The 25,173-nt window shown below is 61.9% G+C and carries 28 protein-coding genes and 1 tRNA gene; 4 read left to right on the top strand and 25 right to left on the bottom strand.

All coding sequences use genetic code 11. The features are described 5' to 3' along the window. Position 1: 1 nt before the first annotated feature. The 18 genes from pdxJ to plsX form a co-directional block, all read right to left on the bottom strand. Positions 2-775: a pyridoxine 5'-phosphate synthase gene (pdxJ, locus tag JOD78_RS00325; protein WP_121039559.1), complete on the bottom strand. Its 774-nt coding sequence runs from the start codon at positions 773-775 to the stop codon at positions 2-4. Between the two features lie 162 nt (positions 776-937). After that, positions 938-1,789 carry a DNA repair protein RecO gene (recO, locus tag JOD78_RS00320; protein WP_134135201.1) on the bottom strand — a complete coding sequence of 284 codons (852 nt, stop codon included), beginning with the start codon at positions 1,787-1,789 and terminating at the stop codon, positions 938-940. 101 nt (positions 1,790-1,890) lie between these two features. Further along, positions 1,891-2,820 carry a GTPase Era gene (era, locus tag JOD78_RS00315; RefSeq protein ID WP_088753666.1) on the bottom strand — a complete coding sequence of 310 codons (930 nt, stop codon included), beginning with the start codon at positions 2,818-2,820 and terminating at the stop codon, positions 1,891-1,893. Continuing rightward, positions 2,817-3,794, bottom strand: a complete 978-nt coding sequence (rnc, locus tag JOD78_RS00310) for a ribonuclease III (protein WP_121039553.1) — start codon at positions 3,792-3,794, stop codon at positions 2,817-2,819. The genes era and rnc overlap by 4 nt, the downstream gene beginning before the upstream one ends. A gap of 195 nt (positions 3,795-3,989) precedes the next feature. Beyond that, positions 3,990-4,904 carry a signal peptidase I gene (gene lepB / locus JOD78_RS00305; protein ID WP_121039550.1) on the bottom strand — a complete coding sequence of 305 codons (915 nt, stop codon included), beginning with the start codon at positions 4,902-4,904 and terminating at the stop codon, positions 3,990-3,992. Position 4,905: 1 nt separating this feature from the next. Beyond that, positions 4,906-6,699, bottom strand: coding sequence for a translation elongation factor 4 (gene lepA, locus JOD78_RS00300; protein WP_134135200.1), 1,794 nt, complete (start codon positions 6,697-6,699; stop codon positions 4,906-4,908). A gap of 164 nt (positions 6,700-6,863) precedes the next feature. Next, a complete protein-coding gene (locus JOD78_RS00295) occupies positions 6,864-7,157 on the bottom strand; it encodes a glutaredoxin family protein (protein ID WP_121039544.1) in 294 nt (97 codons plus the stop codon). 121 nt (positions 7,158-7,278) lie between these two features. Continuing rightward, positions 7,279-8,760, bottom strand: coding sequence for a DegQ family serine endoprotease (locus JOD78_RS00290; RefSeq protein ID WP_121039541.1), 1,482 nt, complete (start codon positions 8,758-8,760; stop codon positions 7,279-7,281). Positions 8,761-8,774: 14 nt separating this feature from the next. Further along, positions 8,775-9,821, bottom strand: a complete 1,047-nt coding sequence (locus JOD78_RS00285) for a MucB/RseB C-terminal domain-containing protein (protein ID WP_134135199.1) — start codon at positions 9,819-9,821, stop codon at positions 8,775-8,777. Position 9,822: 1 nt separating this feature from the next. Then, positions 9,823-10,515 carry a sigma-E factor negative regulatory protein gene (locus JOD78_RS00280; RefSeq protein WP_121039535.1) on the bottom strand — a complete coding sequence of 231 codons (693 nt, stop codon included), beginning with the start codon at positions 10,513-10,515 and terminating at the stop codon, positions 9,823-9,825. Between the two features lie 76 nt (positions 10,516-10,591). Then, positions 10,592-11,194, bottom strand: a complete 603-nt coding sequence (rpoE, locus tag JOD78_RS00275; RefSeq protein ID WP_006463502.1) for an RNA polymerase sigma factor RpoE — start codon at positions 11,192-11,194, stop codon at positions 10,592-10,594. Between the two features lie 91 nt (positions 11,195-11,285). After that, on the bottom strand, positions 11,286-11,783 hold the full coding sequence (locus JOD78_RS00270; RefSeq protein WP_134135360.1) for a protein YgfX: 498 nt from the start codon (positions 11,781-11,783) through the stop codon (positions 11,286-11,288). Between the two features lie 88 nt (positions 11,784-11,871). Continuing rightward, entirely contained in the window at positions 11,872-13,113 is a 1,242-nt protein-coding gene (gene fabF, locus JOD78_RS00265) for a beta-ketoacyl-ACP synthase II (protein WP_039786392.1), read from the bottom strand. A gap of 33 nt (positions 13,114-13,146) precedes the next feature. Further along, positions 13,147-13,386, bottom strand: coding sequence for an acyl carrier protein (gene acpP / locus JOD78_RS00260; RefSeq protein ID WP_006463505.1), 240 nt, complete (start codon positions 13,384-13,386; stop codon positions 13,147-13,149). A gap of 163 nt (positions 13,387-13,549) precedes the next feature. After that, a complete protein-coding gene (fabG, locus tag JOD78_RS00255; protein WP_121039529.1) occupies positions 13,550-14,305 on the bottom strand; it encodes a 3-oxoacyl-ACP reductase FabG in 756 nt (251 codons plus the stop codon). Then, positions 14,302-15,234, bottom strand: a complete 933-nt coding sequence (gene fabD, locus JOD78_RS00250; protein WP_121039526.1) for an ACP S-malonyltransferase — start codon at positions 15,232-15,234, stop codon at positions 14,302-14,304. The genes fabG and fabD overlap by 4 nt, the downstream gene beginning before the upstream one ends. Positions 15,235-15,321: 87 nt before the next feature. Continuing rightward, positions 15,322-16,308 (bottom strand): beta-ketoacyl-ACP synthase III, encoded by a 987-nt coding sequence (locus tag JOD78_RS00245; RefSeq protein ID WP_121039523.1) that lies wholly within the window; start codon positions 16,306-16,308, stop codon positions 15,322-15,324. A gap of 17 nt (positions 16,309-16,325) precedes the next feature. Next, positions 16,326-17,423, bottom strand: coding sequence for a phosphate acyltransferase PlsX (gene plsX, locus JOD78_RS00240; protein ID WP_034331681.1), 1,098 nt, complete (start codon positions 17,421-17,423; stop codon positions 16,326-16,328). Here plsX and JOD78_RS00235 point away from each other — a divergent pair. Continuing rightward, positions 17,395-17,637, top strand: coding sequence for a hypothetical protein (locus JOD78_RS00235; protein WP_157845740.1), 243 nt, complete (start codon positions 17,395-17,397; stop codon positions 17,635-17,637). The two genes, plsX and JOD78_RS00235, sit on opposite strands and share 29 nt — an antisense overlap. A 6-nt stretch (positions 17,638-17,643) precedes the next feature. On the opposite strand, the gene rpmF is transcribed toward JOD78_RS00235, so the two are convergent. After that, complete coding sequence (gene rpmF, locus JOD78_RS00230; RefSeq protein ID WP_006463510.1) at positions 17,644-17,826, bottom strand: 50S ribosomal protein L32; 183 nt, start codon at positions 17,824-17,826, stop codon at positions 17,644-17,646. A 113-nt stretch (positions 17,827-17,939) separates the two neighbouring features. Next, on the bottom strand, positions 17,940-18,470 hold the full coding sequence (locus JOD78_RS00225) for a YceD family protein (protein WP_121039520.1): 531 nt from the start codon (positions 18,468-18,470) through the stop codon (positions 17,940-17,942). Between the two features lie 157 nt (positions 18,471-18,627). Here JOD78_RS00225 and JOD78_RS00220 point away from each other — a divergent pair, with 157 nt between their 5' ends. Then, positions 18,628-19,266, top strand: a complete 639-nt coding sequence (locus JOD78_RS00220; protein WP_121040349.1) for a Maf-like protein — start codon at positions 18,628-18,630, stop codon at positions 19,264-19,266. On the opposite strand, the gene JOD78_RS00215 is transcribed toward JOD78_RS00220, so the two are convergent. From JOD78_RS00215 to JOD78_RS00210, 3 genes are all read right to left on the bottom strand, one after another. Then, the gene (locus JOD78_RS00215) at positions 19,260-19,478 is read right to left on the bottom strand and encodes a DUF1289 domain-containing protein (RefSeq protein WP_034331679.1); all 219 of its coding nucleotides are present in this window, start codon (positions 19,476-19,478) and stop codon (positions 19,260-19,262) included. The genes JOD78_RS00220 and JOD78_RS00215 overlap by 7 nt on opposite strands. Before the next feature lie 380 nt (positions 19,479-19,858). Next, on the bottom strand, positions 19,859-19,987 hold the full coding sequence (locus JOD78_RS28170; protein ID WP_256497641.1) for a hypothetical protein: 129 nt from the start codon (positions 19,985-19,987) through the stop codon (positions 19,859-19,861). 72 nt (positions 19,988-20,059) lie between these two features. Beyond that, positions 20,060-21,274: an HPP family protein gene (locus JOD78_RS00210; protein WP_199725017.1), complete on the bottom strand. Its 1,215-nt coding sequence runs from the start codon at positions 21,272-21,274 to the stop codon at positions 20,060-20,062. Between the two features lie 138 nt (positions 21,275-21,412). On the opposite strand from JOD78_RS00210, the gene JOD78_RS00205 reads away from it, so the two are divergent. Both JOD78_RS00205 and JOD78_RS00200 read left to right on the top strand, forming a co-directional pair. Continuing rightward, positions 21,413-21,838 carry a MarR family transcriptional regulator gene (locus tag JOD78_RS00205; protein ID WP_209569125.1) on the top strand — a complete coding sequence of 142 codons (426 nt, stop codon included), beginning with the start codon at positions 21,413-21,415 and terminating at the stop codon, positions 21,836-21,838. 101 nt (positions 21,839-21,939) lie between these two features. Further along, on the top strand, positions 21,940-22,962 hold the full coding sequence (locus JOD78_RS00200) for a LacI family DNA-binding transcriptional regulator (protein WP_121039511.1): 1,023 nt from the start codon (positions 21,940-21,942) through the stop codon (positions 22,960-22,962). Here JOD78_RS00200 and JOD78_RS00195 read toward each other — a convergent pair whose 3' ends face one another. Next, positions 22,963-24,708 (bottom strand): GGDEF domain-containing protein, encoded by a 1,746-nt coding sequence (locus JOD78_RS00195; RefSeq protein ID WP_121039508.1) that lies wholly within the window; start codon positions 24,706-24,708, stop codon positions 22,963-22,965. It lies immediately after the preceding gene. A gap of 322 nt (positions 24,709-25,030) precedes the next feature. After that, positions 25,031-25,120 (bottom strand) — tRNA-Ser (locus JOD78_RS00190). Positions 25,121-25,173 lie beyond the last annotated feature (53 nt).

Here is a 25,173-nt window from a genome sequence, read left to right as displayed (position 1 = left end):
CTCAAACCTTGGCCTTCAGGACGTCCAGGCGGGCCTTGACCATGATGGCCTTCATCTCGGAGACCGCATTGCGCCAGCCGGCAAAGACCGCATGCGCGACAACGGCGTGGCCGATGTTCAGCTCAGCGATCTCGGGAATGGCGGCGATGGCCTGGACGTTGGTGTAATGCAGCCCGTGGCCGGCATTGACCTTCAGGCCGAGCTTGACGCCAGCCTGCACGGCGATGCGGATGCGCTCCAGCTCTTCCTGCTGTTCACGCTCGCTGGTGGCATCGGCATAACGGCCTGTATGAAGTTCGATGACAGGGGCGCCCGATTCTGCGGCGGCCTGGATCTGCTCCACATCCGGATCAATGAACAAAGAGACGCGAATGCTCTCCTGCTGCAACTGGCGGATCGCCGCCTGCACGTCGGCAAAATGGCCGCGCACGTCCAAGCCGCCTTCGGTGGTGACTTCGGTGCGCTTCTCCGGCACCAGGCAGACATCCTGCGGCTGGATGCCACAGGCGAAATCGATCATTTCTTTGGTGACGGCGGCTTCCAGATTCATGCGCGTCTGCAGCAGCGGGCGGATGGCCTTGACGTCCTCATCACGGATGTGGCGGCGGTCTTCACGCAGGTGCAGGGTGATCGCATCGGCACCGGCTTCCTCGGCTTCCAGCGCGGCGCGGATGGGATCGGGGTAACGAGTGCCGCGCGCATTGCGCAAGGTGGCGACGTGATCGATGTTGATGCCCAGGTCGATGACCGGGCCGGCAGGCTGCAGGAAACTCATGGTGTCAGGAAGCTTCGTTGGAATGATGTCGGGATGTGCTCAAGGCTGCACGTGAAGAACCGTGCAGCCAGTTCCGGATTGTAGCGGCTCGGGATCGCACGCGGGAACAGACGGGATCAATTGGCAGCATGTTCTGGCCCGCGGCAGAGGAGCCGCCGCGCATCACAGCTGCATCAGGTCGATCAGGATCTGGCGCGTGTTCAGCTGCGCACCGCCCAGGTGATGCGACAGCAGGTAGCGCATCAGGAACTTGCTCTGCAATTGCGTGGTGGGGTCGCTGTAGTCTTCGCGCTCCATGTCCAGCAGCGTCTTGCCGGAGACCTTGGGGGCACGATCGGAAATGCGTTCAGGACGCGTGCCCTGCTCCGGATCGACGACGTAGATGCCATCGGGCTGCACGGTCTTGCCGCTGGTCACGCAATGGCTCCAGTTGCCGGCCACGCCGGTCTGCTTCAACAGGATGCGTTCGAACTGGCGCAGCACGATGGGAGCATTTTCGCCATGGGCCAGCTTGTTGAGGGTGGCCACGTAATGGTCGAACAGCGCCGGGTGCGCATCTTCGCGCGCCAGCAGCTTGACCAGCAATTCATTGAGGTAGAAACCGCACAGCAGCGCTGATTTTTCCAGCGGCAGCAGACCGCCTACCCATTCGGCATCGGTCAGCGTGCGCACTTCGGACTTGCCGCTCCACGACAGCGACAGCGGCTGGAAGGTCTGCAAGGCTCCACGCAGTTTGGAATGCGGACGCTTGGCCCCCTTGGCCACCAAGGCGATACGGCCGTGATCCCGGGAGAACACGTCGATGATCAGGCTGGTTTCCTTGTAGGGATAGCTGTGCAGCACGAAGCCCGGCTGCGCCAGGACCTTGTGCTCCTTCTCCGGCACCGTGCGGCTGCGCGCACGGGGCGCAGCCGGCTTGCGCGCCGGGGCCTTGGCCGGTGCCTGGGGCGCGACCGGCGCGGCCTGATCAGCTACCTGGCCGTCGAGCTGGGGTTCGTTGAGCATGGTGGTCATGGATATCCGTCCTGAATGCGTGAAGCCACGTCGTTGGGGCGCGGCGTAATGCCATGATTATGCAGGGATTGCGCGCAGCCCGCAGAAGGCCGCACGCGGGCTCACTCGTAGCCGTAGGCGCGCAGGCCGGCTTCGTTGTCGGCCCAGCCCGATTTGACCTTGACCCAGATCTCCAGATAGACCGGACCACCGAAGAGGCGCTCCATGTCCAGGCGCGCCTGCGTGGAAATTTCCTTCAGGCGGGCGCCCTTCTGGCCGATCACCATGGCCTTGTGGGTGTCGCGCTCGACCAGGATGGCCGCGAAGATGCGGCGCAGGTTGCCTTCCTGCTCGAACTTCTCGATCAGGACCGTGCTGGTGTAGGGCAATTCTTCACCGACGAAGCGGAACACCTTCTCCCGCACGATTTCGGAGGCCAGGAATTTCTCGCTGCGGTCGGTGATGTCGTCTTCGTCGAACATCGGCGGATTCTGCGGCAGCAGCTTGCGCACTTCTTCCTGCAGGCGATCGAGCTGGAAGCGCTGCTTGGCCGAGACCGGCACCACGGCGGCGAAATCATGGTGCGAAGCCACTTCGCGGGCGAAGGGCATGAGCGTGGTCTTGTCCTTGTTGCGATCGGCCTTGTTCAGCACCAGGATGCAGGGCACGTTGGCCGGCAGGAGATCGAGCACCTGCTTGTCGGCCGGGCCGAAGGTACCGGCTTCGATCACGAAGAGGATCACGTCCGACGCCGTCAGGGTATTGGTGACGGTGCGGTTCAGGGTCTTGTTCAGGGCATTGCTGTGACGCGTCTGGAAGCCCGGCGTGTCGACGTAGACATACTGGGTGTTCTCGATGGTCTGGATGCCGGTGATGCGGTGGCGCGTGGTCTGGGCCTTGCGCGAGGTGATGCTGACCTTGGCGCCGACCAGCACGTTCATGAGGGTCGACTTGCCAACGTTGGGACGACCGACGATGGCGATGTAGCCGCAACGGTAATCGCTCTCGGGGGTCTGCGCCGATGCGTCATCGGCCATGGGGGAATCTGTCATGCTGTTCTGGATTGCGAGGCGGATGAAGCCGCCGAAATGGGTTCTGCTGCGGCCGTTTCAGTGCGGTCGCCGGTGGTCTTGCCTTCGTTGCGCGCCGCAACCGGCGCACCCTTCTGTTCCTTGGGTTCCTTCTGCTCCTTGGCTGGCTTGGCAGGCTTGCTGCCATTGGCCGTCGAGGCGTCGGGACGATTGCCCTTGCCCGCATCGTGTTCGGGGGCATCCGGCTGGATGGTGGCAATGCCGGCCAGTTTCAGCTGGGTGGTGCGAGCACGCGGCTTGCGGCCGGCAGACGGCGTCTTGGCCAGTGCCAGTTGCACCGCTTCCAGGGCCAGCTTGGCGGCGGCCTGTTCGCCGGCGCGGCGGCTGCCGCCGGTACCGAAGACCTGGATGTCCAGCTTGGGCACCAGGCATTCGATCTCGAATTCCTGACTGTGGGCCGCACCATGGGTGGCGATGACGTTGTACTGCGGCAGCGGGATCTTCTTGCCCTGCAAAAACTCCTGCAGCAGGGTCTTGGCATCCTTGCCCAGGGTCTTGGGATCGACGTGTTCCAGTACCGGGACATAGAGCGAGCGAATCACCGCACGCGCTGCCTCGAAACCGGAATCCAGGAAGATCGCGCCAAAGAGCGCCTCCAGCGTATCGGCCAGGATCGAGGGACGGCGGAAGCCGCCGGATTTGAGTTCGCCTTCACCCAGGCGCAGGAACTGCGAGAGCTCCAGCCGCTGGGCGATTTCATACAGGGATTGCTGCTTGACCAGGTTGGCGCGCAGGCGCGAGAGGTCGCCTTCGTCGATCTTGTCGTAGCGTTCGAAGAGCAGCGAGGCCACCACGCAGTTCAGCACCGAATCGCCGAGGAATTCCAGCCGCTCGTTATGCAAGGCGCTATGGCTACGGTGGGTCAAGGCCTGCTGCAGGAGCGAAGCATCCTTGAATGGGTGGCCTAGCCGTTGTTGCAAGAGTTGAGGATCCATTTTTTCATCCGTCATTCAGTCTGCCGCCCCGATACGCGCAGTGGCGCGTGGATCGGGGATTACCAGCCTGACCAGTCAGCGGGATCGGTTCAAAGCAAAGCTGAAAACTGCTCCGGGTCTGCCTCCACAATGCAAAGTTGCCAATTGGAAACTGCAGAAACTGCGCAAGCTGCTGGACCAGGATGCGGCGCGCTCTTAGTGGAAGCTGCCGATCCGCTTGATATCGCCCAGGTTCATCCAGACAAAGAAGGCCTTGCCGACGATGTTCTGGTCCGGCACGAAGCCCCAGTAGCGACTGTCGAGGCTGTTGTCCCGGTTGTCGCCCATCATGAAATATTCACCCGGCGGCACCGTGCAGGCGAAACCTTCGGCGTTGTAGGTGCACAGCTCATGATGCGGGAAGGCATCGGGATTGGGCACGAAGTTGGGAGCACGCTCATCAGTGAGAATCTTGTGCTCCACGCCGGTCAGGTTTTCCTGCCATTGCTTATAGTACGTCAGATTTTCGTCATCCAGATAATCCGGCAGCGCTTTGTAAGAAATTTGTTCACCATTAACCGTTAAGCGCTTGTTTTTATAGACTATTTTATCACCAGGCACGCCCACCACGCGCTTGATGTAGTCCACCGACATGTCCTTCGGGTACTTGAAGACCATGACGTCGCCGCGCTGCGGCTGGTTCACTTCGATGATCTTCTTGTTGATGATGGGCAGGCGGATACCGTAGGTGAATTTGTTCACCAGGATCAGGTCGCCCACCAGCAGCGTCGGCACCATCGAGCTGGACGGGATCTTGAACGGTTCATACAGGAAGGAGCGCAGGCAGAACACCAGCGCGATCACCGGGAAGAAGCTGCCGGAATATTCGATCCAGGCCGGCTGCTTCAGGTGGCGCGCCTGCAGGTCGGCACGGGCGGTGGCGACGGTACCGTCACGCTTGACGCCTTGCGCCTGGTCGCGCGCGACAGCGGCGTCGAACTCGGCCAGGGCGGCGTCGGCGCGAGCGCGGCGCTGCTTGGAGAGGAAGAAGGTGTCGGCAAACCAGATCACGCCGGTCACCAGCATCAGCACGAACAGAATGAGTGCGAAGTTGCCCAACAAAGCCTGCATGTTATTTATCGTCCACTTGTAAGATTGCCAGGAATGCTTCCTGCGGAATTTCGACCGAGCCCACCTGCTTCATGCGCTTCTTGCCGGCCTTCTGCTTTTCAAGCAGCTTGCGCTTGCGGGAGATGTCGCCGCCGTAGCACTTGGCCAGCACGTTCTTGCGCATGGCCTTGACGTTTTCGCGCGAGATGATGGTCGCACCAATGGCCGCCTGGATCGCCACATCGAACATCTGGCGCGGGATCAACTCACGCATCTTGGCCGCCACCTGGCGACCGCGGATCTGGGCTGCGGCACGGTGCACGATGATGGCCAGCGCATCGACCTTTTCGCTGTTGATCAGCATGTCGACCTTGACCACGTCTGCCGCACGGTATTCCTTGAACTCGTAGTCCATGGAGGCATAGCCGCGCGAGGTGGACTTCAGGCGATCGAAGAAGTCCAGCACGATCTCGGCCATCGGCATTTCATAGGTCAGTTGCACCTGCTTGCCGTGATAGCTCATGTTCATCTGGATGCCGCGCTTCTGCGTGCACAGGGTGATGACCGAGCCTACGTATTCCTGCGGCATGTACAGGTTGACGGTGACGATGGGTTCGCGGATTTCCTCAATCTTGGACACTTCCGGCATCTTGGACGGATTGTCCACCATCAGCAGGGTGCCGTCGCGCTGCTGCACTTCGTACACCACCGTCGGCGCGGTGGTGATGAGGTCCATGTCGAACTCGCGCTCCAGCCGTTCCTGCACGATTTCCATGTGCAGCAGGCCCAGGAAGCCGCAGCGGAAGCCGAAGCCCAGCGCCTGCGAGACTTCCGGCTCATACATCAGGGCGGCGTCATTGAGCTTCAATTTTTCCAGCGAATCGCGCAGGGCGTCGTACTGGTTGGCTTCTACCGGGAACAGGCCCGCAAACACCTGCGGCTGCACTTCCTTGAAGCCGGGCAGCGGCGCCGGGGCCGGCTTGCCGGCCAGGGTGATGGTGTCGCCCACGCGCGCGGACTTCAGTTCCTTGATGCCGGCGATGACGAAACCGACCTGCCCTGCCGTCAGGGAGTCGCGTGATTGCGACTTGGGCGTGAACACGCCAATGCTTTCGGTCAGGTACTGGGTCTCGGTGGCCATCAGCAGGATCTTGTCCTTGGGACGCAAGGTGCCATTGACGATGCGCACCAGCATGACCACGCCGACGTAGTTGTCGAACCAGGAATCGATGATCAGCGCCTGCAGCGGTGCATCCGGGTCACCCTTGGGGGCCGGCACCTTGGCCACGATGGCTTCGAGCACGTCTTCCACGCCCAGGCCGGTCTTGGCCGAGCAGGGAGTGGCGTCGGAGGCGTCGATGCCGATCACGTCTTCGATCTCGCTCTTGGCGTTGTCAGGATCAGCGGAGGGCAGGTCGATCTTGTTCAAGACCGGCACCACTTCCACGCCCAGGTCCAGGGCGGTGTAGCAGTTGGCCACCGTCTGCGCTTCCACGCCTTGGGAGGCGTCGACCACCAGCAGCGCGCCTTCGCAGGCCGACAGCGAGCGCGAGACTTCATAGCTGAAGTCGACGTGACCCGGGGTGTCGATCAGGTTGAGGTTGTAGATCTGGCCATCCTTGGCCTTGTAGGCCAGGGCTGCGGTCTGGGCCTTGATGGTGATGCCGCGCTCGCGCTCGATATCCATCGAATCCAGCACCTGGGCTTCCATCTCGCGGTTGGACAAGCCCCCGCACAACTGGATGATGCGGTCGGCGAGCGTGGACTTGCCGTGATCGATGTGGGCGATGATCGAGAAATTACGGATATTGTTCATTAACAGACTGGAAACGATGAAAAAAGGCGCTCTGTAGCGGGCTTTGCCCAGCCGAGCGCCTTTGCAACAGCTTATTCGACCCGGCATTTTACCGGAATTCACAGGGACAAGCCCGACTTTCCGGTGCCAGGCCGCGCAGCCGGACCTGGCTGCGACAACACAACTTATTTCATTTCAACAACAAACGTCTGCAGGCGCGCCTTATCCAGATGGTAATGACACAACTCCTGCCATTGGCCATCGCGCCCCTGCCCCATCAACACCGGCACCAGCTCGTCGTAACGCGCCACCAGCGCCTCATCGGCGTCCACATCGACCATCTCGATGTCGGCCGGGATCTCGCCCAGTGCTTGGCGCAAGGCGTCACGCAGGTCTTCGCACAGGTGGCAGTAGCTGCGCGAATAGATGATGAAGTGCAAGGCTTGCCCTGCGGCTGAGGGCGAAGAAGGGGTGGTCATAGGCTCATATGAAAGTTTCTTCCCTCAGCCCGACGCGAACCAAGGAAAAAGGCTGCGGCCCCAGAGAGCCGCAGCCTTCATGTTGAAGTATCAGGCAATTTTACGGAAAAATGGCCCGGCCTCAGTTGCCGCCGTTCGGACGCAGCGGCACGAACTGCGAAGAGTCGCCACGGCGCACCAGCACCGCTGCCCGCTTCTTGGCATCGAGCTTGGCCACCAGCTGGCCGAACTGCTTGCTGTCGTTGACATCGACCTCGTTGAGGCGCTGGATGACATCGCCCGGACGGATGCCAGCGGCGGCAGCGGCACCGCTGACGTTTTCCACCAGCACGCCGTTGTCGACCTTCAGCTCCTTCTTCTGCGCATCACTCAGGTCGCTCACCACCAGTCCCAGGGAGTTGGGGGTGTTGTCGGGCTTGGCCTTCTTTTCCTCGGCCTGCTTGGGCTTGTCGGCTTCCAGCTCGACCACGGTCACGCTGACGTCGCGGGCGCTGCCCTTGCGCCAGATATTGACGGTGGCCTTGGCACCCGGCCTGGTGGCACCGACCATGCGCGGCAGGTCGCTGGGGCGCTCGATGGCTGCACCGTTGTATTTCAGGATGATGTCGCCTGCCTCCAGGCCCGCCTTGTCAGCCGGGCCACCGGCTTCCACGCGTTGCACCAGCGCGCCTTGCGCGCGGGCCAGGCCCAGCGATTCGGCCACATCCTTGGTGACTTCGCCGATCTGCACGCCGATACGGCCGCGCGTGACGCGTCCGCTGGCCTTGAGCTGGTCGGCTACCCGCAGCGCCTCATCGATGGGTACCGCAAAGGAGATCCCCATGAAGCCGCCGGAGCGGCTGTAGATCTGCGAGTTGATGCCGACCACTTCACCCTTGAGGTTGATCAGCGGACCACCCGAGTTGCCCGGGTTGACCGCCACGTCGGTCTGGATCAGAGGCAGGTAGTCACCGGTGTCGCGCGCCTTGGCCGAGACGATGCCGGCGGTCACTGTATTTTCCAGGCCGAAGGGCGAGCCGATGGCCAGCACCCACTCACCGACACGGATCTTGTCGGAGTCGCCCATGTTCAGGCGCGGCAGGTTGCTGCCATCGATCTTGAGCACGGCCACGTCGGTGCGGGTATCCGAACCCACGATCCTGGCCTTGAATTCACGTTTGTCGGTCAGGGTCACGTAGACCTCGCTGGCCCCATCCACCACGTGCGCATTGGTCATGATGAAACCATCGGCCGAGATGATGAAGCCCGAGCCCACGCCACGCGGCACTTCTTCCTGCTGGCCCTGGCCACCCTGCTTGCCATTGCCGCGCGGGGTACCCGGCTGCTGCTGACGCGGGATGGGAATACCGAAGAAGCGGCGGAAGAATTCCTGCATTTCCGGATCATCCATGCCGCCACCCTGCCCCTGGGCATTCTGGCGTACGCGCTCGGTAGTACGAATATTCACCACCGCCGGACCGGTGCGCTCGACGATGTCAGCGAAGTCAGGCAGGGCCGCCACCGCGGGCGAAGCCACGGGAGGCGCGGCCTGCACGGCCGGTGCTGCAGCGAAGACGGAAGCGGCCAGCAAGGCGCCGGCAAGGGTGTTCTTCATGGGAGTCATTGCAACGGTCTCTTTTATTTGGATTTCAGTTCAATGGAATTGGCCACCTGACGGATTGCAGCGGCGGGCACTTCTCCAACGACGGTCAGCCAGTAATCGCCCTGGCGTCGGCCCAGGATGTTCATGGCACCCTGTTGTATCGTACCCTCTTCCCGGCCCTGGCTGCCCGGCTCGATGAAGACCGAAATGGCCGCCAGCCCGTCAGAAAACACGATCTGCGAGACTTCGCGCTCAGCCGGACGGTTCTGTGCCGGTGCCGCGCCCGCTTCACCACTATCGGAAATCACGCGCCGCACCTGCTGGATCTTCCGGAAACCCGGTGGCGGCGTGATTTGCCAGGCCGACAGGTCGGCCGGCACCAAGGCCGCCTTCTCGATGCGCCAGCCGCGCGTGTCCTTGTAAGTGGGGTTGACCCGGGCACGATCAATCCCCCCGATGTCGATCTGGGTAAAGGCGATCTGTTCGATCACCTCGCCGCGGCCATCCAGCGTCTGCGCGCGCAAGAGCAGGCCGGTGGCCTGGTCGGCGCAGAAACGGTAGCCGTAGCGCAGCTTGTCGCGCGGTGCCAGCACGATGGCCTGGCAGCTGCGGCCGGCCACACGTTCATCGCCATCGGACTGCAGCCGGTAGAAGCGCGCCAGATCCTCCGGGCGTGCATCGACGATGGCCGGGAAGGTGTCGCGCGTGACCCGTTTTTCCCGGCGCACGATGCGCTGGTCGGGGTCATAGCTGGCCACATCCTCGTTGTCGCGCACGAATTCGCGCGGCTTGCCATCGAGCAGCTCCAGCTTTTCCAGCTCGCTCTTGCCGGCTACCACATGGGTGACCCGCGAGCTGCGCATCTGCGCCGCCTGCTGGTAGACGAAACTGCCTGAGTAATTGAGACGCTGAGCAGCAGATTGCATTTTTTGCAATTGCGCCAGCAATGCGGAAGAAGTGGTGGCTTCACTGGCCGCAGTTGTAGAAACGCCATCCGCCGCTTGAGCGGATGGCGTCAAGGAGAACCCTAACAACGTGGCCAGCAAGCACAGTACGCCGTACAGACGCCCCGTCAGATGCATCTTACTTGTCTGCGTCCGAGGAGAAGGCTGCGGAACGGGCGTATTGCGCCGAACTGTAGGAAGGCGAGAAGCGCTGGTGAGCGAACAGGTAGTCGTCGATGCGCGGATCGCGCTTGACTTCACCCTGCTGGGCCAGCGAGCTCAGTTGATTCACGTTCTGCGGATTGCCGTTGGTGTCAGCCACGGTAGCAATGGCCGAAGGCACATTGACCGGAGCCGACGCCACCTGGGCCACCGGTGCAGCCACTTTGGCGTCCGCCGTCACCACCGCTTGCTGCGGCATGGCCACGAACACGGCGGCCACGGCAGCAGCAGCCGCTGCGGCGCTAGGCATCAGGAAACGCACCAGGCGGCCTGGACGGCTCGCGCGATGGTCGCCATTGGCAGCCGCCACAGCTTGCACCACCGGAGCAGCCGCGGCTGCCTTGACCGGCTCGGCCACTGCGGCCTGCGGGGCAACGATGGTCGGTTCGGCATCGAGCAGCGCGCTCATCTTGGCCGAGAAGCCGGCACTCAGGGAGACATCCATCTCCTCCGAACGCAGCACCTCGCCGATGCGATGGTAATCCTCCCATGCGTCCTGGGCGTCCTTGGAAGAACGCAGGGCCGCGAAGGCAAGGGTCATTTCTTCAGTGCTCAGCTCACCATCGGCGAGGGCTGAGATCTGTTCTTTGGTCGTTACTTTGGTATCCATGTGCAGTCACCCGGCAAATATCTTAGTTCCATACCCGCTTTATTATTTTCTTTTTGACAACAGGCTTGTGGCCTCATTACCAGCGCTTGTCCGCTGCCGTATCCAGCAATGGACGCAGCTTCTCGGCAATAGCTTCCCGGGCGCGGAAAATGCGGCTGCGCACGGTGCCGATCGGACAATTCATCGCATCTGCAATCTCGTCGTAGCTCAACCCCTCGATCTCGCGCAACGTGATGGCAGTACGTAATTCTTCCGGCAATGCCTCCATCGCCACGTTGACCGTCTGAGCAATCTGCTTGGTGGCCAACATCGACTCTGGAGTGTTGATGTCCCTCAGATGGTCTGCATCGTCAAAAGTTTCAGCTTCTTCTGCATCTGCTTCTGTCGAAGTTGGCGCCCTGCGCCCCATGGTGACCAAATAGTTCTTGGCAGTGTTGATGCCGATGCGGTAAAGCCAGGTATAGAAGGCCGAATCGCCGCGGAATTGCGGCAGCGCGCGATAAGCCTTGATGAAGGCTTCCTGCACCACGTCTTCGGCTTCGGCCTGGTCACGCACCAGGCGTGACACCAGGCGCATCAGCTTGCGTTGATACTTGACTACCAATAGCTCGAACGCCTTCTTGTCGCCACGCTGGACGCGCTCAACAAGCTGTTGGTCTATTTCGCGTTCTGTCGTCAAACCGGATTCCTTGTTTTTTATGGCCGTGTTGTTTTATCGTCATTGCCTTTGGCAGATGCTTCCAGCTCGGCAATTTTCAAGCCCGACGGCCTCATTTTTCCAGCAGTCTTGCCTTGGCCGTATTGTGACTGATCAGCCAGCGGCACGCCACGGAAAGTGCACGGAATGTATCTTCAGAGACGGAATCCGTGAGGATGGGGATGGTACGTATCTTGCCGTTTTCCAGCCGCAGGCGCAGGAACAGCATGCCCGGCCAGATGGTGCTGCCGGCCAGCAGCTGGGCCAGTCCGGCCTTCATCACCTGGGGCTTGGCGCGCGCCGAGGGCAGCAAGTGTTCCACCACGCGGATCTGCCCGGTGCCGGAAATGTGCAACCAAATGACTTTGCGATCACGCAACACCAGCACCAGGGCCAGTGTGGCAGCGAGGACGCAGGCCATGGCCAGCGCGATGCGCGCCACCCAAGACATAGAACCCGGCATCCCGAACGCCAGCACCACGCCCGTCAGGGCCACGCACAGGCAAGCGAAAGCCGTCACCAGCAGCAACAAGCGGGAAGGTTTGATATCTGCGGAAACGGCGATCGACATGAGATACCCGGAAGCAAGGCGCACCCGCAACAACGGGCAGCATAAAAACGACAAACCCGGCTTCGGTAAGGAAGCCGGGTCTTGCATTTTACATCTTGCCGATGACCAGGGTACCGTTGGTGCCGCCGAACCCGAAGGAGTTCTTGACGGCAATATCGATCTTCATGTCCCGCGCCTGGTTGGCGCAGTAATCCAGATCGCACTCCGGATCCTGGTTGAAGATGTTCATCGTCGGCGGCGACACCTGATTGTGCACTGCCAGCACGGTCAACACCGTTTCCAGGCCACCGGCACCACCCAGAAGGTGACCGGTCATGGATTTGGTCGAATTGACAACCATCTTGTAAGCATGGTCGCCGAATGCGGCCTTGATCGCGTCGGATTCGTTCTTGTCGCCCAAGGGGGTCGACGTACCGTGCGCGTTCAGGTACTGCACTTCATCCGGATTGACGCCGGCATCGCGCAGTGCATTGAGCACGCAGCGGCGCGGACCATCCAGGTTGGGCGCAGTCATGTGGTAAGCATCGCCGCTCATGCCGAAGCCGAGCAGTTCTGCATAGATCTTGGCGCCACGGGCCTTGGCGTGTTCGTACTCTTCGAGCACCATCACGCCGGCACCCTCGCCCAGCACGAAGCCGTCGCGATCCTTGTCCCAGGGGCGGGACGCAGTCGCGGGATCGTCATTGCGGGTCGACAGTGCGCGCGCCGAAGCGAAGCCACCGATACCCAGCGGCGAAACGCTGGATTCAGCGCCGCCGGCCACCATCACATCCGCATCGCCGTACATGATCATGCGTGCGGCAGAGCCGATGCAATGCAGGCCGGTGGTGCAGGCGGTGACGATCGCCAGGTTGGGGCCCTTCAGACCGAACTTGATGGACAAGTTGCCCGAGATCATGTTGATGATCGAGGCCGGAATGAAGAAGGGGCTGATCCGGCGCGGACCACGGTTGGTCAGTTCGGCGTGGGTTTCTTCGATCAGCGGCAAGCCGCCGATGCCCGAACCGATCATGACGCCAATGCGCTCGGCATTCTCATCGGTCACCGTCAATCCACTGTCCTGGATGGCCTGGATACCGGCGGCCATGCCGAAGTGGATGAAGGTATCCATATGACGCGCTTCCTTGGCGGGGATGTAATCCTCGATATTGAAGCCCTTGACTTCACCGGCGAAGTGCGTGGTGAAGGGGGTTGCGTCGAACTTGGTGACGGTAGCGATGCCGGACTTGCCTTCCTTGATGGCACTCCACGTATCGGCGACGTTGTTGCCGACAGGCGAGATGCATCCCAGGCCGGTAATGACTACACGACGTTCACGAGTGCGGCTCAAGCAATTCTCCTGAAACTTTGACCAAAGCCCTTATCAGGCCTTGACTTGCGACTTTGCGTAGTCGATCGCCTGTTGCACGGTGGTGATCTTTTCAGCTTGTTCGTCGGGGATTTCCATTTCGAACTCATCTTCCAGTGCCATGACCAGCTCGACGGTGTCCAGCGAGTCGGCGCCCAGGTCGTCCACGAACGACGATTCGTTCTTGATGTCGGCTTCGGCGACGCCCAGTTGCTCAGCGACGATCTTCTTCACGCGTTGTTCGATATCGGACATAGTGTTCCTCCAGAGGGATGATAGGTTACAAAAGTGCGCGCATTTTAGCAGGTTTGCGCGCGGAAAATTTACTTTTAACTATTCCTGGCAAGATTGTGCCAAGTCCAGCTTAACTGCAAACAAAAGTCGTCAAAAGGACTTGAATCAAGCCCCCAAGACTTACTTAACCCATGTACATGCCGCCATTGACATTGAGCGTCGTGCCGGTGATGTAGGCCGCTTGCGGCGAGGCCAGGAAGGCCACCGCATAGGCGATCTCCTCAGCCGCACCCAGGCGTCCCAGCGGAATCTGCTGCAGGATGGCGGCGGACTGCTGCTCGTTCAGCGCCTTGGTCATGTCGGTATCGATGAAGCCGGGCGCCACGCAATTGACGGTGATGTTGCGGCTGCCGATCTCACGCGCCAGCGCGCGGCTCATGCCGGCCACGCCGGCCTTGGCAGCGGCATAGTTCATCTGGCCGGGATTGCCGGCCTCGCCCACCACCGAGGTGATGTTGATGATGCGGCCGGTACGGGCCTTCATCATGCCACGCAGCACGGCGCGCGAAAGGCGGCCGACGGCGGTCAGGTTGGTGGCGATCACGCTGTCCCACTCCTCGTCCTTCATGCGCATGGCCAGTTGGTCCTGGGTGATGCCGGCATTGTTGACCAGGATGGAGAGCGCGCCGAATTCCTTCTGCACCTGCTCCACCAGCGCCACGCTGGCTTCGGCATCATTGACATTGAGCACCGCACCACGGCCGGCTTCCGGACCCAGCGCCGCCAGGTATTCGGTGATGGCGGCAGCGCCCGACTCCGAGGTCGCCGTACCGACCACCTTGGCACCCTGTCGGGCCAGTTCGGTGGCGATGGCACGGCCGATGCCGCGCGAAGCGCCGGTCACCAGGGCGACCTGGCCTTGCAGATTCAATGCACTCATTTCAGCAACTCCAATACTTTGTTCAGGGATTCCTGGTCGACGATGGCTTCACCCACCAGGTCACCATTGATGCGCTTGGTCAGGCCGGTCAGCACCTTGCCCGGACCGCATTCGATCAGGTGCGTGACGCCGTCGGCGCCCATCTTCTGCACCGTCTCGACCCAGCGTACCGGCGCAGCCGCCTGGCGCACCAGGGCATCCTTGATGGCAGCCGGATCGTTGACCACGGCCACATCGACGTTGTTGATCAGCGGAATCTGCGGCGCGGCGAAGGCGACGTTGGCCAGATAGGCTTGCAGGCGGTCCGAAGCCGGCTTGAGCAGCGAGGAGTGGAACGGCGCCGACACCGGCAGCGGCAGCGCGCGCTTGGCACCCTTGGCCTTGGCGATGTCGCAGGCACGGCCGACAGCGGCCTTGTGGCCGGCGATCACGACTTGTGCGGGGGCATTGAAGTTGACGGCCTCGACCACTTCACCTTGCGCCGCTTCGGCGCAGGCAGCACGCACGTCTTCATCAGACAGACCGAGAATGGCGGCCATACCACCCTGCCCGACCGGCACCGCTTCCTGCATGGCTTGCGCGCGGAAGCGCACCAGCGGTACCGCATCCTTGAAGGCGATCACGCCGGCGGCGACCAGTGCCGAATATTCGCCCAGGCTGTGGCCGGCGACGAGCGCCGGCGCCTTGCCGCCTGCAGCCAGCCAGGCGCGATAGAAGGCCACGGCAGCCGTCAGCATGACGGGCTGGGTGTTGGTGGTCAGGTCCAGGTCTTCCTTGGGACCTTCAGCGATGAGCTTGCCCAGGTCGAACTGCAGGGCATCGGAAGCTTCTGCGACGGTCTGGCGGACGACTTCATTGTCGGCGAAACCATTGAGCATCCCGATGGCCTGCGAACCCTGGCCCGGGAAGACGAAAGCGAATGTTGTCATGCTTGGAAGTAGATAATTTGGATGAAAATGCAGGAAATCGAAGAGATCAGTGAACGAAAGGACTGCCGCAGCAGCCCCCTGCCCGCTTTACATGCGCGCCAGCACGGCGCCCCAGGTGAAGCCACCGCCGACGCCTTCCATCATGACGGTATGACCCGGCCGGATGCGGCCATCGCGCACCGCCTGGTCCAGCGCCAAGGGAATCGAGGCTGCGGAAGTATTGCCGTGCTCGGCCACCGTGACGACCATCTTTTCCAGCGGCAGCCCCATCTTCTTGGCCGTGCCCTGCATGATGCGGATATTGGCCTGGTGCGGCACCAGCCAATCCACCTCGGTGGATTGCATCTTGGCCGCTTCCAGCGCTTCGCGCGCCACCTTGTCCAGCAAGGAAACGGCCAGCTTGAAGACCGCCGGGCCATCCATGTACAGGTAGGCGCTGCCAGCGACGGCGCCGTTGTTGACGCTGCCCGGCACGCACAGGATGTGACCGTGGCTGCCATCGGCGTGCAGCTTGGTCGCCAGCACGCCCGGCTCCTGCGAGGCGCTCATGACGACGGCACCGGCACCATCGCCGAAGAGCACACAGGTGGTGCGATCCTTGAAATCCAGAATGCGCGAGAACACTTCGGCACCAATGACCAGAACGTTCTTGTGGGCACCGGATTTGATGAAGCTGTCCGCCACCGACATGGCGTAGACAAAGCCGCTGCAGACGGCCTGCACATCCATGGCCGGCGCACCATTGGTGATGCCCAGCTTGCGCTGGACCACACAGGCGGTGCTCGGGAAACCACCCAGGTGATCCGGAGTGGAGGTGGCCATGATGATCAGATCGATGTCATTGGCCTGCATGCCCGCCGCTTCCAGGGCGCGCTGCGCCGCTTGCAGGGCGAGATCACTGGAAAGCTGGCCCGGCTCGGCATAGTGGCGCGCGGAGATGCCGCTGCGTGTGACGATCCATTCGTCCGAGGTCTCGATGCCCTGCTCGGCCAGCTGTGCGGCCAGCTCATGGTTGGTGACGCGCTTGGCCGGCAGGTAGCTGCCGGTGCCAACGATTTTGCTGTAAGTGGTCATGCCGTCTTCTTGCTCTGTTAGTTCGGTTGATCCAGCGAGACCGGCGCCGGCTCGAAAGCCTTGGCAGCGGCCTCGGCCGTGCGCCCCTGCTCCTGGGGCATCAGCTCCGCCATGCTGGCGGCAATACGGGCGAGCACATCATACTTGGCCGCATCATACGCGCGGCGGATGGCCCATTCGAAAGCGTACACATCGGCACCGCCGTGGCTCTTGAAGACCAGGCCCTTCAGGCCCAGCAAGCTGGCCCCATTGTAGCGGGAAGGATTGAGGCGGCGCGACAGCGCCTTGATGGCACCATAGGCGATCAGGGCACCAAGCTTGTTGATGATGCCCTTCTTGAATTCGCTGGTGAGCACCTGCTTGACGAAGCGCCCCAGGCCTTCCGAAGCCTTCAGGGTGACGTTGCCCACGAAACCGTCGCACACCACCAGGTCGGTCGTGCCTTCGAAGATGTCGTTGCCCTCCACGTTGCCGTAGAAGTTGAGGATACCCTTCTCATGATCGGCCCGCAGCAGGGCGGCAGTCGCCTTGACCAGCTCGTTGCCCTTCATGTCTTCCTCACCCACGTTCAAGAGGCCCACGGTCGGCTTGGCCTTGCCTTCCATGACCGCGACCAGGGCCGAGCCCATGAGTGCAAATTGATGTAAATGCTGTGGCTCGCAGTCGACGTTGGCGCCGAGGTCGAGCATGTAGGTGGGGCCATCCTTCTGATTGGGGAGGATGGTGCAGATGGCCGGACGATCCACGCCCGGCAGGGTCTTCAACACATAGCGCGAGACCGCCATGAGGGCACCGGTATTGCCGGCCGAGACGGCGGCGTGGGCCTGCCCCTCCTTGACCAGGGTCACGGCCACGCGCAGCGAAGAATCCTTCTTGCGACGCAGGGCGACCTCGATCGGGTCGTCCATGGTCACCACTTCGGAGGCATTGTGGATGCGGATGCGGGCTTCGCCGGCCAGCTTGTATTTCTTCAGCAGCGGCTGCAGCACGGCTTCCTGGCCGACCAGGATCAGCTCTGCATCAGGTTGGCGCTTGAGGAAGGAGGCAGCGGCCGGGAGCGTGACTGACGGGCCATGATCGCCACCCATGCAGTCGATTGAAATTTTGATGGTCATCGATTTGATTCAAAGCCTTGCCAGCCCACATTATGAGGCAGATTGCAAAGCCTTCAAAATGGCACACTCGGACAGCGCGCCAGATGAAGCTTCACGCAAGCAGGCAGGCAGGTCCGCTGACGGATGTCGCGGACATAAAAAAGCGGCGCAAAATGAACCTCCTGAAACAGAAGCTCATTGCGCCGCTTTTCTCCAAAAACAGCAAGCTCAATGAATGAGATTACTCGTCGTTCTTGGTCTTCAGCACCTTGCGACCACGGTAGAAACCGTTGGGGCTGATGTGGTGACGCAGGTGGGTTTCACCAGTCGTCGGCTCCACAGCCAGCGGGGGTGCAGTCAGAAAGTCGTGTGCACGATGCATACCGCGCTTGGACGGGGTCTTTTTGTTCTGTTGAACGGCCATGATTACTCCTAAACCTTACTTAAGATTGAAAATTTTAACACATCGGATCGGTGTTTCTCCAACCCCGCTGTGCCGCTGCCCGGCCTTTGCCAGACATTCCCCAACAATACTTGTTACTGCTTCAACTTCTTCAGTACCTCAAACGGGGAAGCCCGTTCAGCACCTTTGGCCTCGGCCGCCACGCTACCGTCAGGACAGACGTCATGCTTGGGTGCCACCGGCAGGGCCAGCAGCGCATCGTCCTCAATCAGGTAGTTCACGTCGAAGGCTGCCGAACCGACGATGACATCGATCTCGTCATCATCCAGCAGTTCTTCGATGGTGTCGGCTTGCGCCTCATCTTTTGCCAATACCAGCAGCGACTTCGAATCAATCTCGAAATTCAATGCCGTCAGGCAACGCTGACAGATCAGATTAACTGCACCCGACACTGCCAGACTGAGTTGAGCATGTCCCAGCTTGTCGATATCGCCGGACAGAGCCCAGTGAATCGTGCCGGAACGGTCAACCGTCTCTTGCGCCAGACGACCTAATTCAGCAACCGGAATCTCACCCTGCGCCTGCTGTTTCAGCCTGCAGAATTCGAACGCGTCGATAACAAATGCATTCATAGCCAAAGCAGAATCCGGAAAACCTGCGATCATAACAGAAAATTTCCTTACCAGTCAAAGCCTTAGCGCCTTGCTTGCGAAATTCTCGCGAAAAATGGCTTCATCGGAGGAAGCACTCTCACTTTTGTGGCGAATTTCCGCCAAAATCCGGGTTTTATTGTTTCAGCACAGCGCGTGGCGCGCCTTCACCATGACACAACACCGCACCGATTCCACCCTGCCCCGCCTGATTCTTGGCTCCAGTTCCGTCTATCGCAAGGAATTGCTGGGTCGCCTCGGCCTGCCTTTCGAGACCATGGCCCCGGACATCGACGAAACCCCGCAACCCGGCGAAAACCCGGAAGCCACGGCCTTGCGACTGGCGCGCGAGAAGGCCGCCGCCATTGCCGCCCGGGTCGGCCCTGCCCTGGTGATCGGCTCGGACCAGGTCGCCACGCTGGACGGCCTGCAGATCGGCAAACCCGGCAATCACGCCAATGCCTTGAAGCAATTGCAGCTGATGCGCGGGCGCGAAGTGATCTTCCATACGGCGCTGTGCCTGTGGGATGGCCGCCAAAGCAATGCCGCCGCCGCTGCGCAGGTCCGCAATGTACAGACCGTGGTGCGCTTCCGCGACCTGGAAGATGCCGAACTCGATGCCTACCTGCGTATCGAGCAACCCTATGACTGTGCCGGCAGCGCCAAGAACGAGGGCCTGGGCATCGCCATCCTGGAGAGCATTCGCAGCGACGATCCCACTGCCCTCACCGGCCTGCCGCTGATCGCCCTGACCGGCATGCTGCGCCGGGCCGGCGTTCCATTCTTCAGCGCCGGCCGCGCGGCTCAGTAATTGCGGCGCGGATAGCCTTCGGCCAGGATGCGCTGCCACACCACTTCGCGCTGATCCTTGTCCATGAAGACCCATTGCGCCACTTCATCGACGGTTCGGCCGCAGCCGCGGCAGACATCGTCAAAGGTGGTGGAGCACACGGCCACGCAAGGCGTGTCGGGGCGCTCGGGTGCGGACGGAACGGCGGACTGCGAAGAAGAGCTGGAAGACATTGAGTGAATCTGAATGAGGAAGATGAAGCATTGCGCAAGCGGCCCGCCCGGATCCCAACGGAATACGGACAAAAACCTTCACTTGGCCAACAACGCGATACTTCGCATCTTACCAAGAACCGAAGGCAAGCTCTCCCTGCTGATCGAAGGGATATGAAGAGTTCATCACCCCCGAACCAAACCGACAGGCAAAAAAAAAGCCCGCGACCAAGAGGTGCGGGCTTGAATCCAATTTCTTAAGGAGATTGGAGGAGACAGGTGCAACTATAGCGATGCACCCCGGCCGAGTCTGCTTTATTGTGGCAATAGCAGATATTCACATTCTTCATATCTGCCGTCAGAACCGCGCCACAACAAGCATCCGCCGCACCATCCGGCGTTCACCCCATCCGCAAATCACCCTGCACCGCCGACGTCATCGGCTTGGGCGGATTGCCGCCCTTGCGGTCACAGGCTTGCAATGACAATAACAGAGCGATCCCCAGCAAAATCAGCGCATTCGTTCTCATCACAGTCTCCCGGAATGAATTCCCTTGCAAAGAATGCCACCTTCCGCCCGCCCTGCCCGTCTGTCAAGCCGATCAGGCGGCGCTACGCAGGCTGCTCACCGCGCCGGCTACCGGTAGCGTGCGGGTAGCCGCCAGGTTTTTCTCATAGAGGGCCGCGATCATATCCGACTGCGTCAGCATGCCGGCCAGCTTGCCATCGGCCTGCACCACCGGAATCTGGTGCAAGCCATCGGCCATGCGCGGCACCAGTTCCAGCACCGGCGTATCGACCTGGGCGGTAATGACCGGGCGGCTCATGATCTGGCCGACCACTTCCGGCTTGTCCGAATGCGTGAACGGCACCCGGTGCAGCAGGCGGCGCAACTGCGCGGCCAGGCCCATATGCACTTCCACGCCGGCATGCTCCAGAAAATCCGTACGACTGACGATCCCGATGACATGCCGCCCGCGATCGAGCACCGGCAAGGCCCGCAACCGGTGCTGCCGCAACAGATGCCAGGCCTCGTCCAGGCCAGTGGCGAATTCCACCGCGACCACATCGCGCGACATCACCGCGGCGCACAGAGTCTGGCCGAAGCGGCGGTGATAGGCCCGCATTTCGGTTTGCAGGAAGATTTCTTCAAGATCGTCGCGGCCGATGTCGAGCACCTGATTGAAATCCTTCAGGACTGCGTCCAGATCTTCATGCGAGAACCCCAGCCGCGTGATCGGCAATTCATCCCGGGTCTGGTGCGGATGCGGTGCGGCGCTGTGCTGGGCATGCGGGTAGCGGCGTCCGGTGGCGTTGTTGTAGAACAGCGCGGCCGCCAGCAGCAGCGCCGAGTTGAGCAGCACCGGCGAAAGCACGAAGGCATAGCCCATGTCATGCACCACCGGGCCGCCCAGCACCGCCGTCAAGGCCACCGCCCCGCTGGGCGGGTGAATGCAGCGCAGCAGGAACATGCCGCCAATGGCCAGCGCGATGGCCAGCGCCGCCGCCAGGGCCGGCTCCTGCACCAGCTTCGCGCAGGTCACACCGATGAGCGCCGCGCAGAGGTTGCCGCCCAGGATGGACCAGGGCTGGGCCAGCGGACTGGACGGCACCGCAAACAGCAACACGGCAGACGCCCCCATGGGCGCGATCAGCCAGATGGTGCGCGCCTCATGCGGCAGCAGCGCATAGCTGGTCAGGCCGACCAGCAGGATGCCGAACAGACTGCCAGCGCAAGCACGCATGCGCTCGAAGCGATCGACATTGGTCTTGGCAGGAATAAAACTTTTCAACCACAGCAAGATAGAATCGGGCATATCCCTTCCGTGACGACGGGTCTTCAACACGGCACGCGGCGTGACAGCGCCCGCGCCAAAGCCACAATTACATCACAAGATGATATATATGTCCCGTTTGCCCCCCTCCCTTTTACTTCACAGCGAAGGTGCATTCCGATGAATGCCACGCCCCGCCTGCAAAAAGACGATTTCGAAGCCCTGTCGGAATTTCGCTACCAGCTGCGCCGTTTCCTGCGCTTCTCGGAGGATGCCGCCCAGAGCGAAGGCCTGACGCCCCTGCAATACCTGCTCATGCTGCACATCAAGGGCTATCCCGGCCGCGAATGGGCCAGCATCAGCGAACTGGCCGAGCGCCTGCAGGCCCAGCACCACGGCGTCGTGGCCCTGGTCACGCGCTGCGTGAAAGCCGGCCTGGTCACGCGCACCCCGGACGACCGCGACAAGCGCCTGGTCCAGGTGCGCCTGACCGAACTGGGCGAGCAATACCTGCATCGCCTGGCGCAATTGCATCACAATGAGTTGCACTCACTGTCGGGCGTATTCCAGGTATCGCACATCTCGGCCTTCAACGACCGCGACTGAACGCGGCCACCCATCTTGCAGCAACGGTCTTGTGGATGTCCGCAAGACCGGCCGGGGCCAGCTGCTGTTATGCTTGCGACAACTTCTCTCCAGCCTTTCCCATGACCCGCAAAACCGATCCTGCCGCAGCACCTACCCGCGCCATCACCAAGGAAGACGTGGCGCGTGCTGCGGGGGTATCGCATATCACGGTCTCGCGGGTCATCAATACGCCGGAAAAGGTGTCCCCCGCCACGCGCGAACGGGTCGAATCCTTCATCAGCAGCATGGGCTATATCCCCAACATGCTGGCCGGCGGCCTGGCGTCGCGGCGCACGCGCATCGTGGCGGCCATCGTGCCGACCATCAGCCATTCGATCTTTGCCGAGACCGTGCGCGGACTGTCCGAGCAACTGAGCCTGCAGGGCTACCAGTTGCTGCTGGGGCAAACCAATTATTCGGAAGACGCGGAAACCGGCCTGGTGGAAGCCTTCATCGGCCGCCGGGTGGATGGCCTGGTGCTGACCGGCGTACAACATTCGGCGCGCACGCGCCAGCGCCTCAAGGCGGCCGGCATTCCGGTAGTGGAAACCTGGGACATGAGCCCGCAGCCCATCGACATGCTGGTCGGCTTCGACAACCATGCGGCCGGGCAGGCCATGGGGGAGTATCTGGTGCGCAAGGGCTATCGCCGCATGGCCTTCGTGGGCGGGGATGATCCGCGCGGCCTGGCGCGCTTTGCCGGGATGCGGGAGGCGCTGCTGGCGCAGGGCGCGCCGGAGCCGGTGCATCTGGTGGTGCCGGTAGGCAGCTTCCTGCAGGCCGGACGCGAGACGATCTGCCGCCTGTTGGCGCTGCAGCCGGACATCGAGGCCGCCTTCTTCAGCAATGACGTCATGGCCGCCGGAGCAGCCCTGGAATGCGCACGGCGCGGCATCGCGGTGCCAAAGCGCATCGCCCTGGCCGGATTCGCCAATCTGGAGATCGCCACGGAAGTCCTGCCCGCCCTTACCACGGTGCAGATCAGCGCACACCAGATCGGCGTCACGGCAGCGGAGATGCTGCTCACCCGCTTCGACAGCCAGCCGGTCGCGCAAGCGGTGTGCGATCTGGGCTATTCCATCCTGGAACGCGACAGCGCCTGATCAGGGCTCTTCCAGCTCATCCCCGGCCAGCTCGACCCGATTGCGCCCCAGCCGCTTGGCGCGGTAGAGCGCGATGTCGGCGCGCTTGGTCAGCTTGTCCAGCGCCTCTCCTCCGGCCAGCGTAGCCACGCCGAAACTGGCCGTCACATTGATACGGCGATCCCCTTCGGTCTCGAACACGCGCTCTTCCAGCGCCGCCCGCAGCTTGTCAGCCACGGCGGCGGCCTGCGCCAGATCGGATTCGGGCAGCAGGATGATGAATTCTTCGCCGCCATAGCGCGCCAGCACATCCACCTTGCGCAGCAGCTGCGCCACACACTGGCTCACGCCGATCAGGATGGCGTCGCCGGCCTGGTGACCGTAGCTGTCGTTGATGCGCTTGAAATGATCGATGTCGAACAGCACCACCGACACCGCCCGCCCATAGCGTTGCGCCACACCCAGCTGCTGATCGGCATGGGTGTAGAAGGCGCGGCGGTTCAATACGCCGGTCAGGAAATCGGTATTGGATGAGGTCTGCAATTGCGTGATCAGCGCCTCGCGCTCCTTGGCCAGACTGTTGCGCTCGCGCATGCGCTGCTTGAGCACGCGCAGCGCACGCATCATCGCGCCGATCTCATCCTGATGGCGGGCCTCGGGGATTTCCTGCTCCAGCTTGCCGTCCACCAGACCCGACACCAGATCGGTCGCCTGCACCAGCGGACGCACCACACGCCGCCCGATCAGCACCACCAGCATCTGGAAGAACAGGCAAGCCACCAGCGTCAGGCTCACCACCAGAATCAACAGGTTGCGGGCCCGCGTATTGTGGCGCTCCGCCTGCTCCAGCAGATCATCGAGCAGCAGATCGCGCAGATCGGTGACGGAGGCCATCGAGGGCACATAGAACTTGAAGAGATCGGAGGGCGTGACCCCGAAGTCACCGGATTTCAGGCCAATCTGGAGCAGGAAATCGAGGAACTGGAAGCCACTGTCGAAATATTCCTTCTCCACCCGCTCCAGGGCCGCGGCGAATTCCGGGGCGCGACTGTAACTGCCCAACTGGCCGGCGATGAAGTTGCGCAACAACTCGATGCGGCCATAGAGGCGTCCGATTTCGATGACTTCATCCTGGGTCAGCTGACGATGCGCAATCAGTGGGGCGACGAAACGCGACCCGACCTGCCCGGCATACTCTCGCAGGCTGGCAACCGCGCGCACGGCCGAGAGGCCATCACGCAGCAAGGGATCGGCGCGGTCAGCCTCATTGCTCAGATCACTCACCACGCGCACCATCAACGGCATCAGATCGACCATGCTGCTGACGGCCGAGACCACCAGCACGTCGCTGCGATCCTGCGGCGCCAGGCGCGCCACCCGGTCAACATTGGCTCGCGCCGGACCCAGGCCTTGCTGGACCAGCCGCACCTTGTCCATGGCCCACGACTGCCGCAGCCTGGCATCCGCCTCCAGCGCAGCGCGCAATTGGCTCAGGGCGGCATCGCTCTGGGCGCGGGCATTGGCCAGCCTGGCCTGCAGCTCCGGCGGCAGCGAGGCACCGGCCCCCATGACGGCGTTGGCCGGACCACGTTCGGCGGAAATCTTTTCCATCGCCAGCAGCGCCAGGCGCAGCTTGCGCAAGGCCGGCACGCTGTTGGCACCGCTGCGGTAGGTGCTCCACTCCGTCCAGACCAGGGCCACCGCAAACGCCAGGAACAGCGCCAGCAAGGCGACCGAGATCAGCCGGAACAGACGATTCAGGGACATGATGAGCCCGCCATGGAAAGCAAACGCAGATGCATGAGACGAATATATCAAGCCGCAGCCAAGGGTGGCGCGGCGACTTCGCGAGCGGGAAGAAATTTGTCCGGACTATCGCGGCGATGCCACGAAACCGGCAGGAACCCTCCCAGTACATGGGACGGCTCTGGCGCAACGCCGATGTTCTCCCCCTCGAAAAACATCCGGTGACCAGTCAATGATTTGCCGCCGACCGCACTCCCTCCAGCGCGGAACCGACGGACAAAAAAAATAAGGCCCTGACAAAATCAGAGCCTTATCTCTACAGCTTCACAACACTTGAGCCAACTGGCGGAGAGGGTGGGATTCGAACCCACGGTACGGGAAACCGTACGCCTGATTTCGAGTCAGGTACATTCGACCACTCTGCCACCTCTCCGGTCAACTTCGGTCGTTTCACTGCGTGGTGCAGCGAAGACAGCGACTATAGCA

The sequence above is a fragment of the Herbaspirillum sp. 1130 genome, from assembly GCF_017833835.1.
GTDB lineage: Bacteria > Pseudomonadota > Gammaproteobacteria > Burkholderiales > Burkholderiaceae_D > Herbaspirillum > Herbaspirillum huttiense.
The sequence above is the reverse complement of the archived record's forward strand: the minus strand, read 5'-3'. Positions and strand labels throughout refer to the sequence as shown.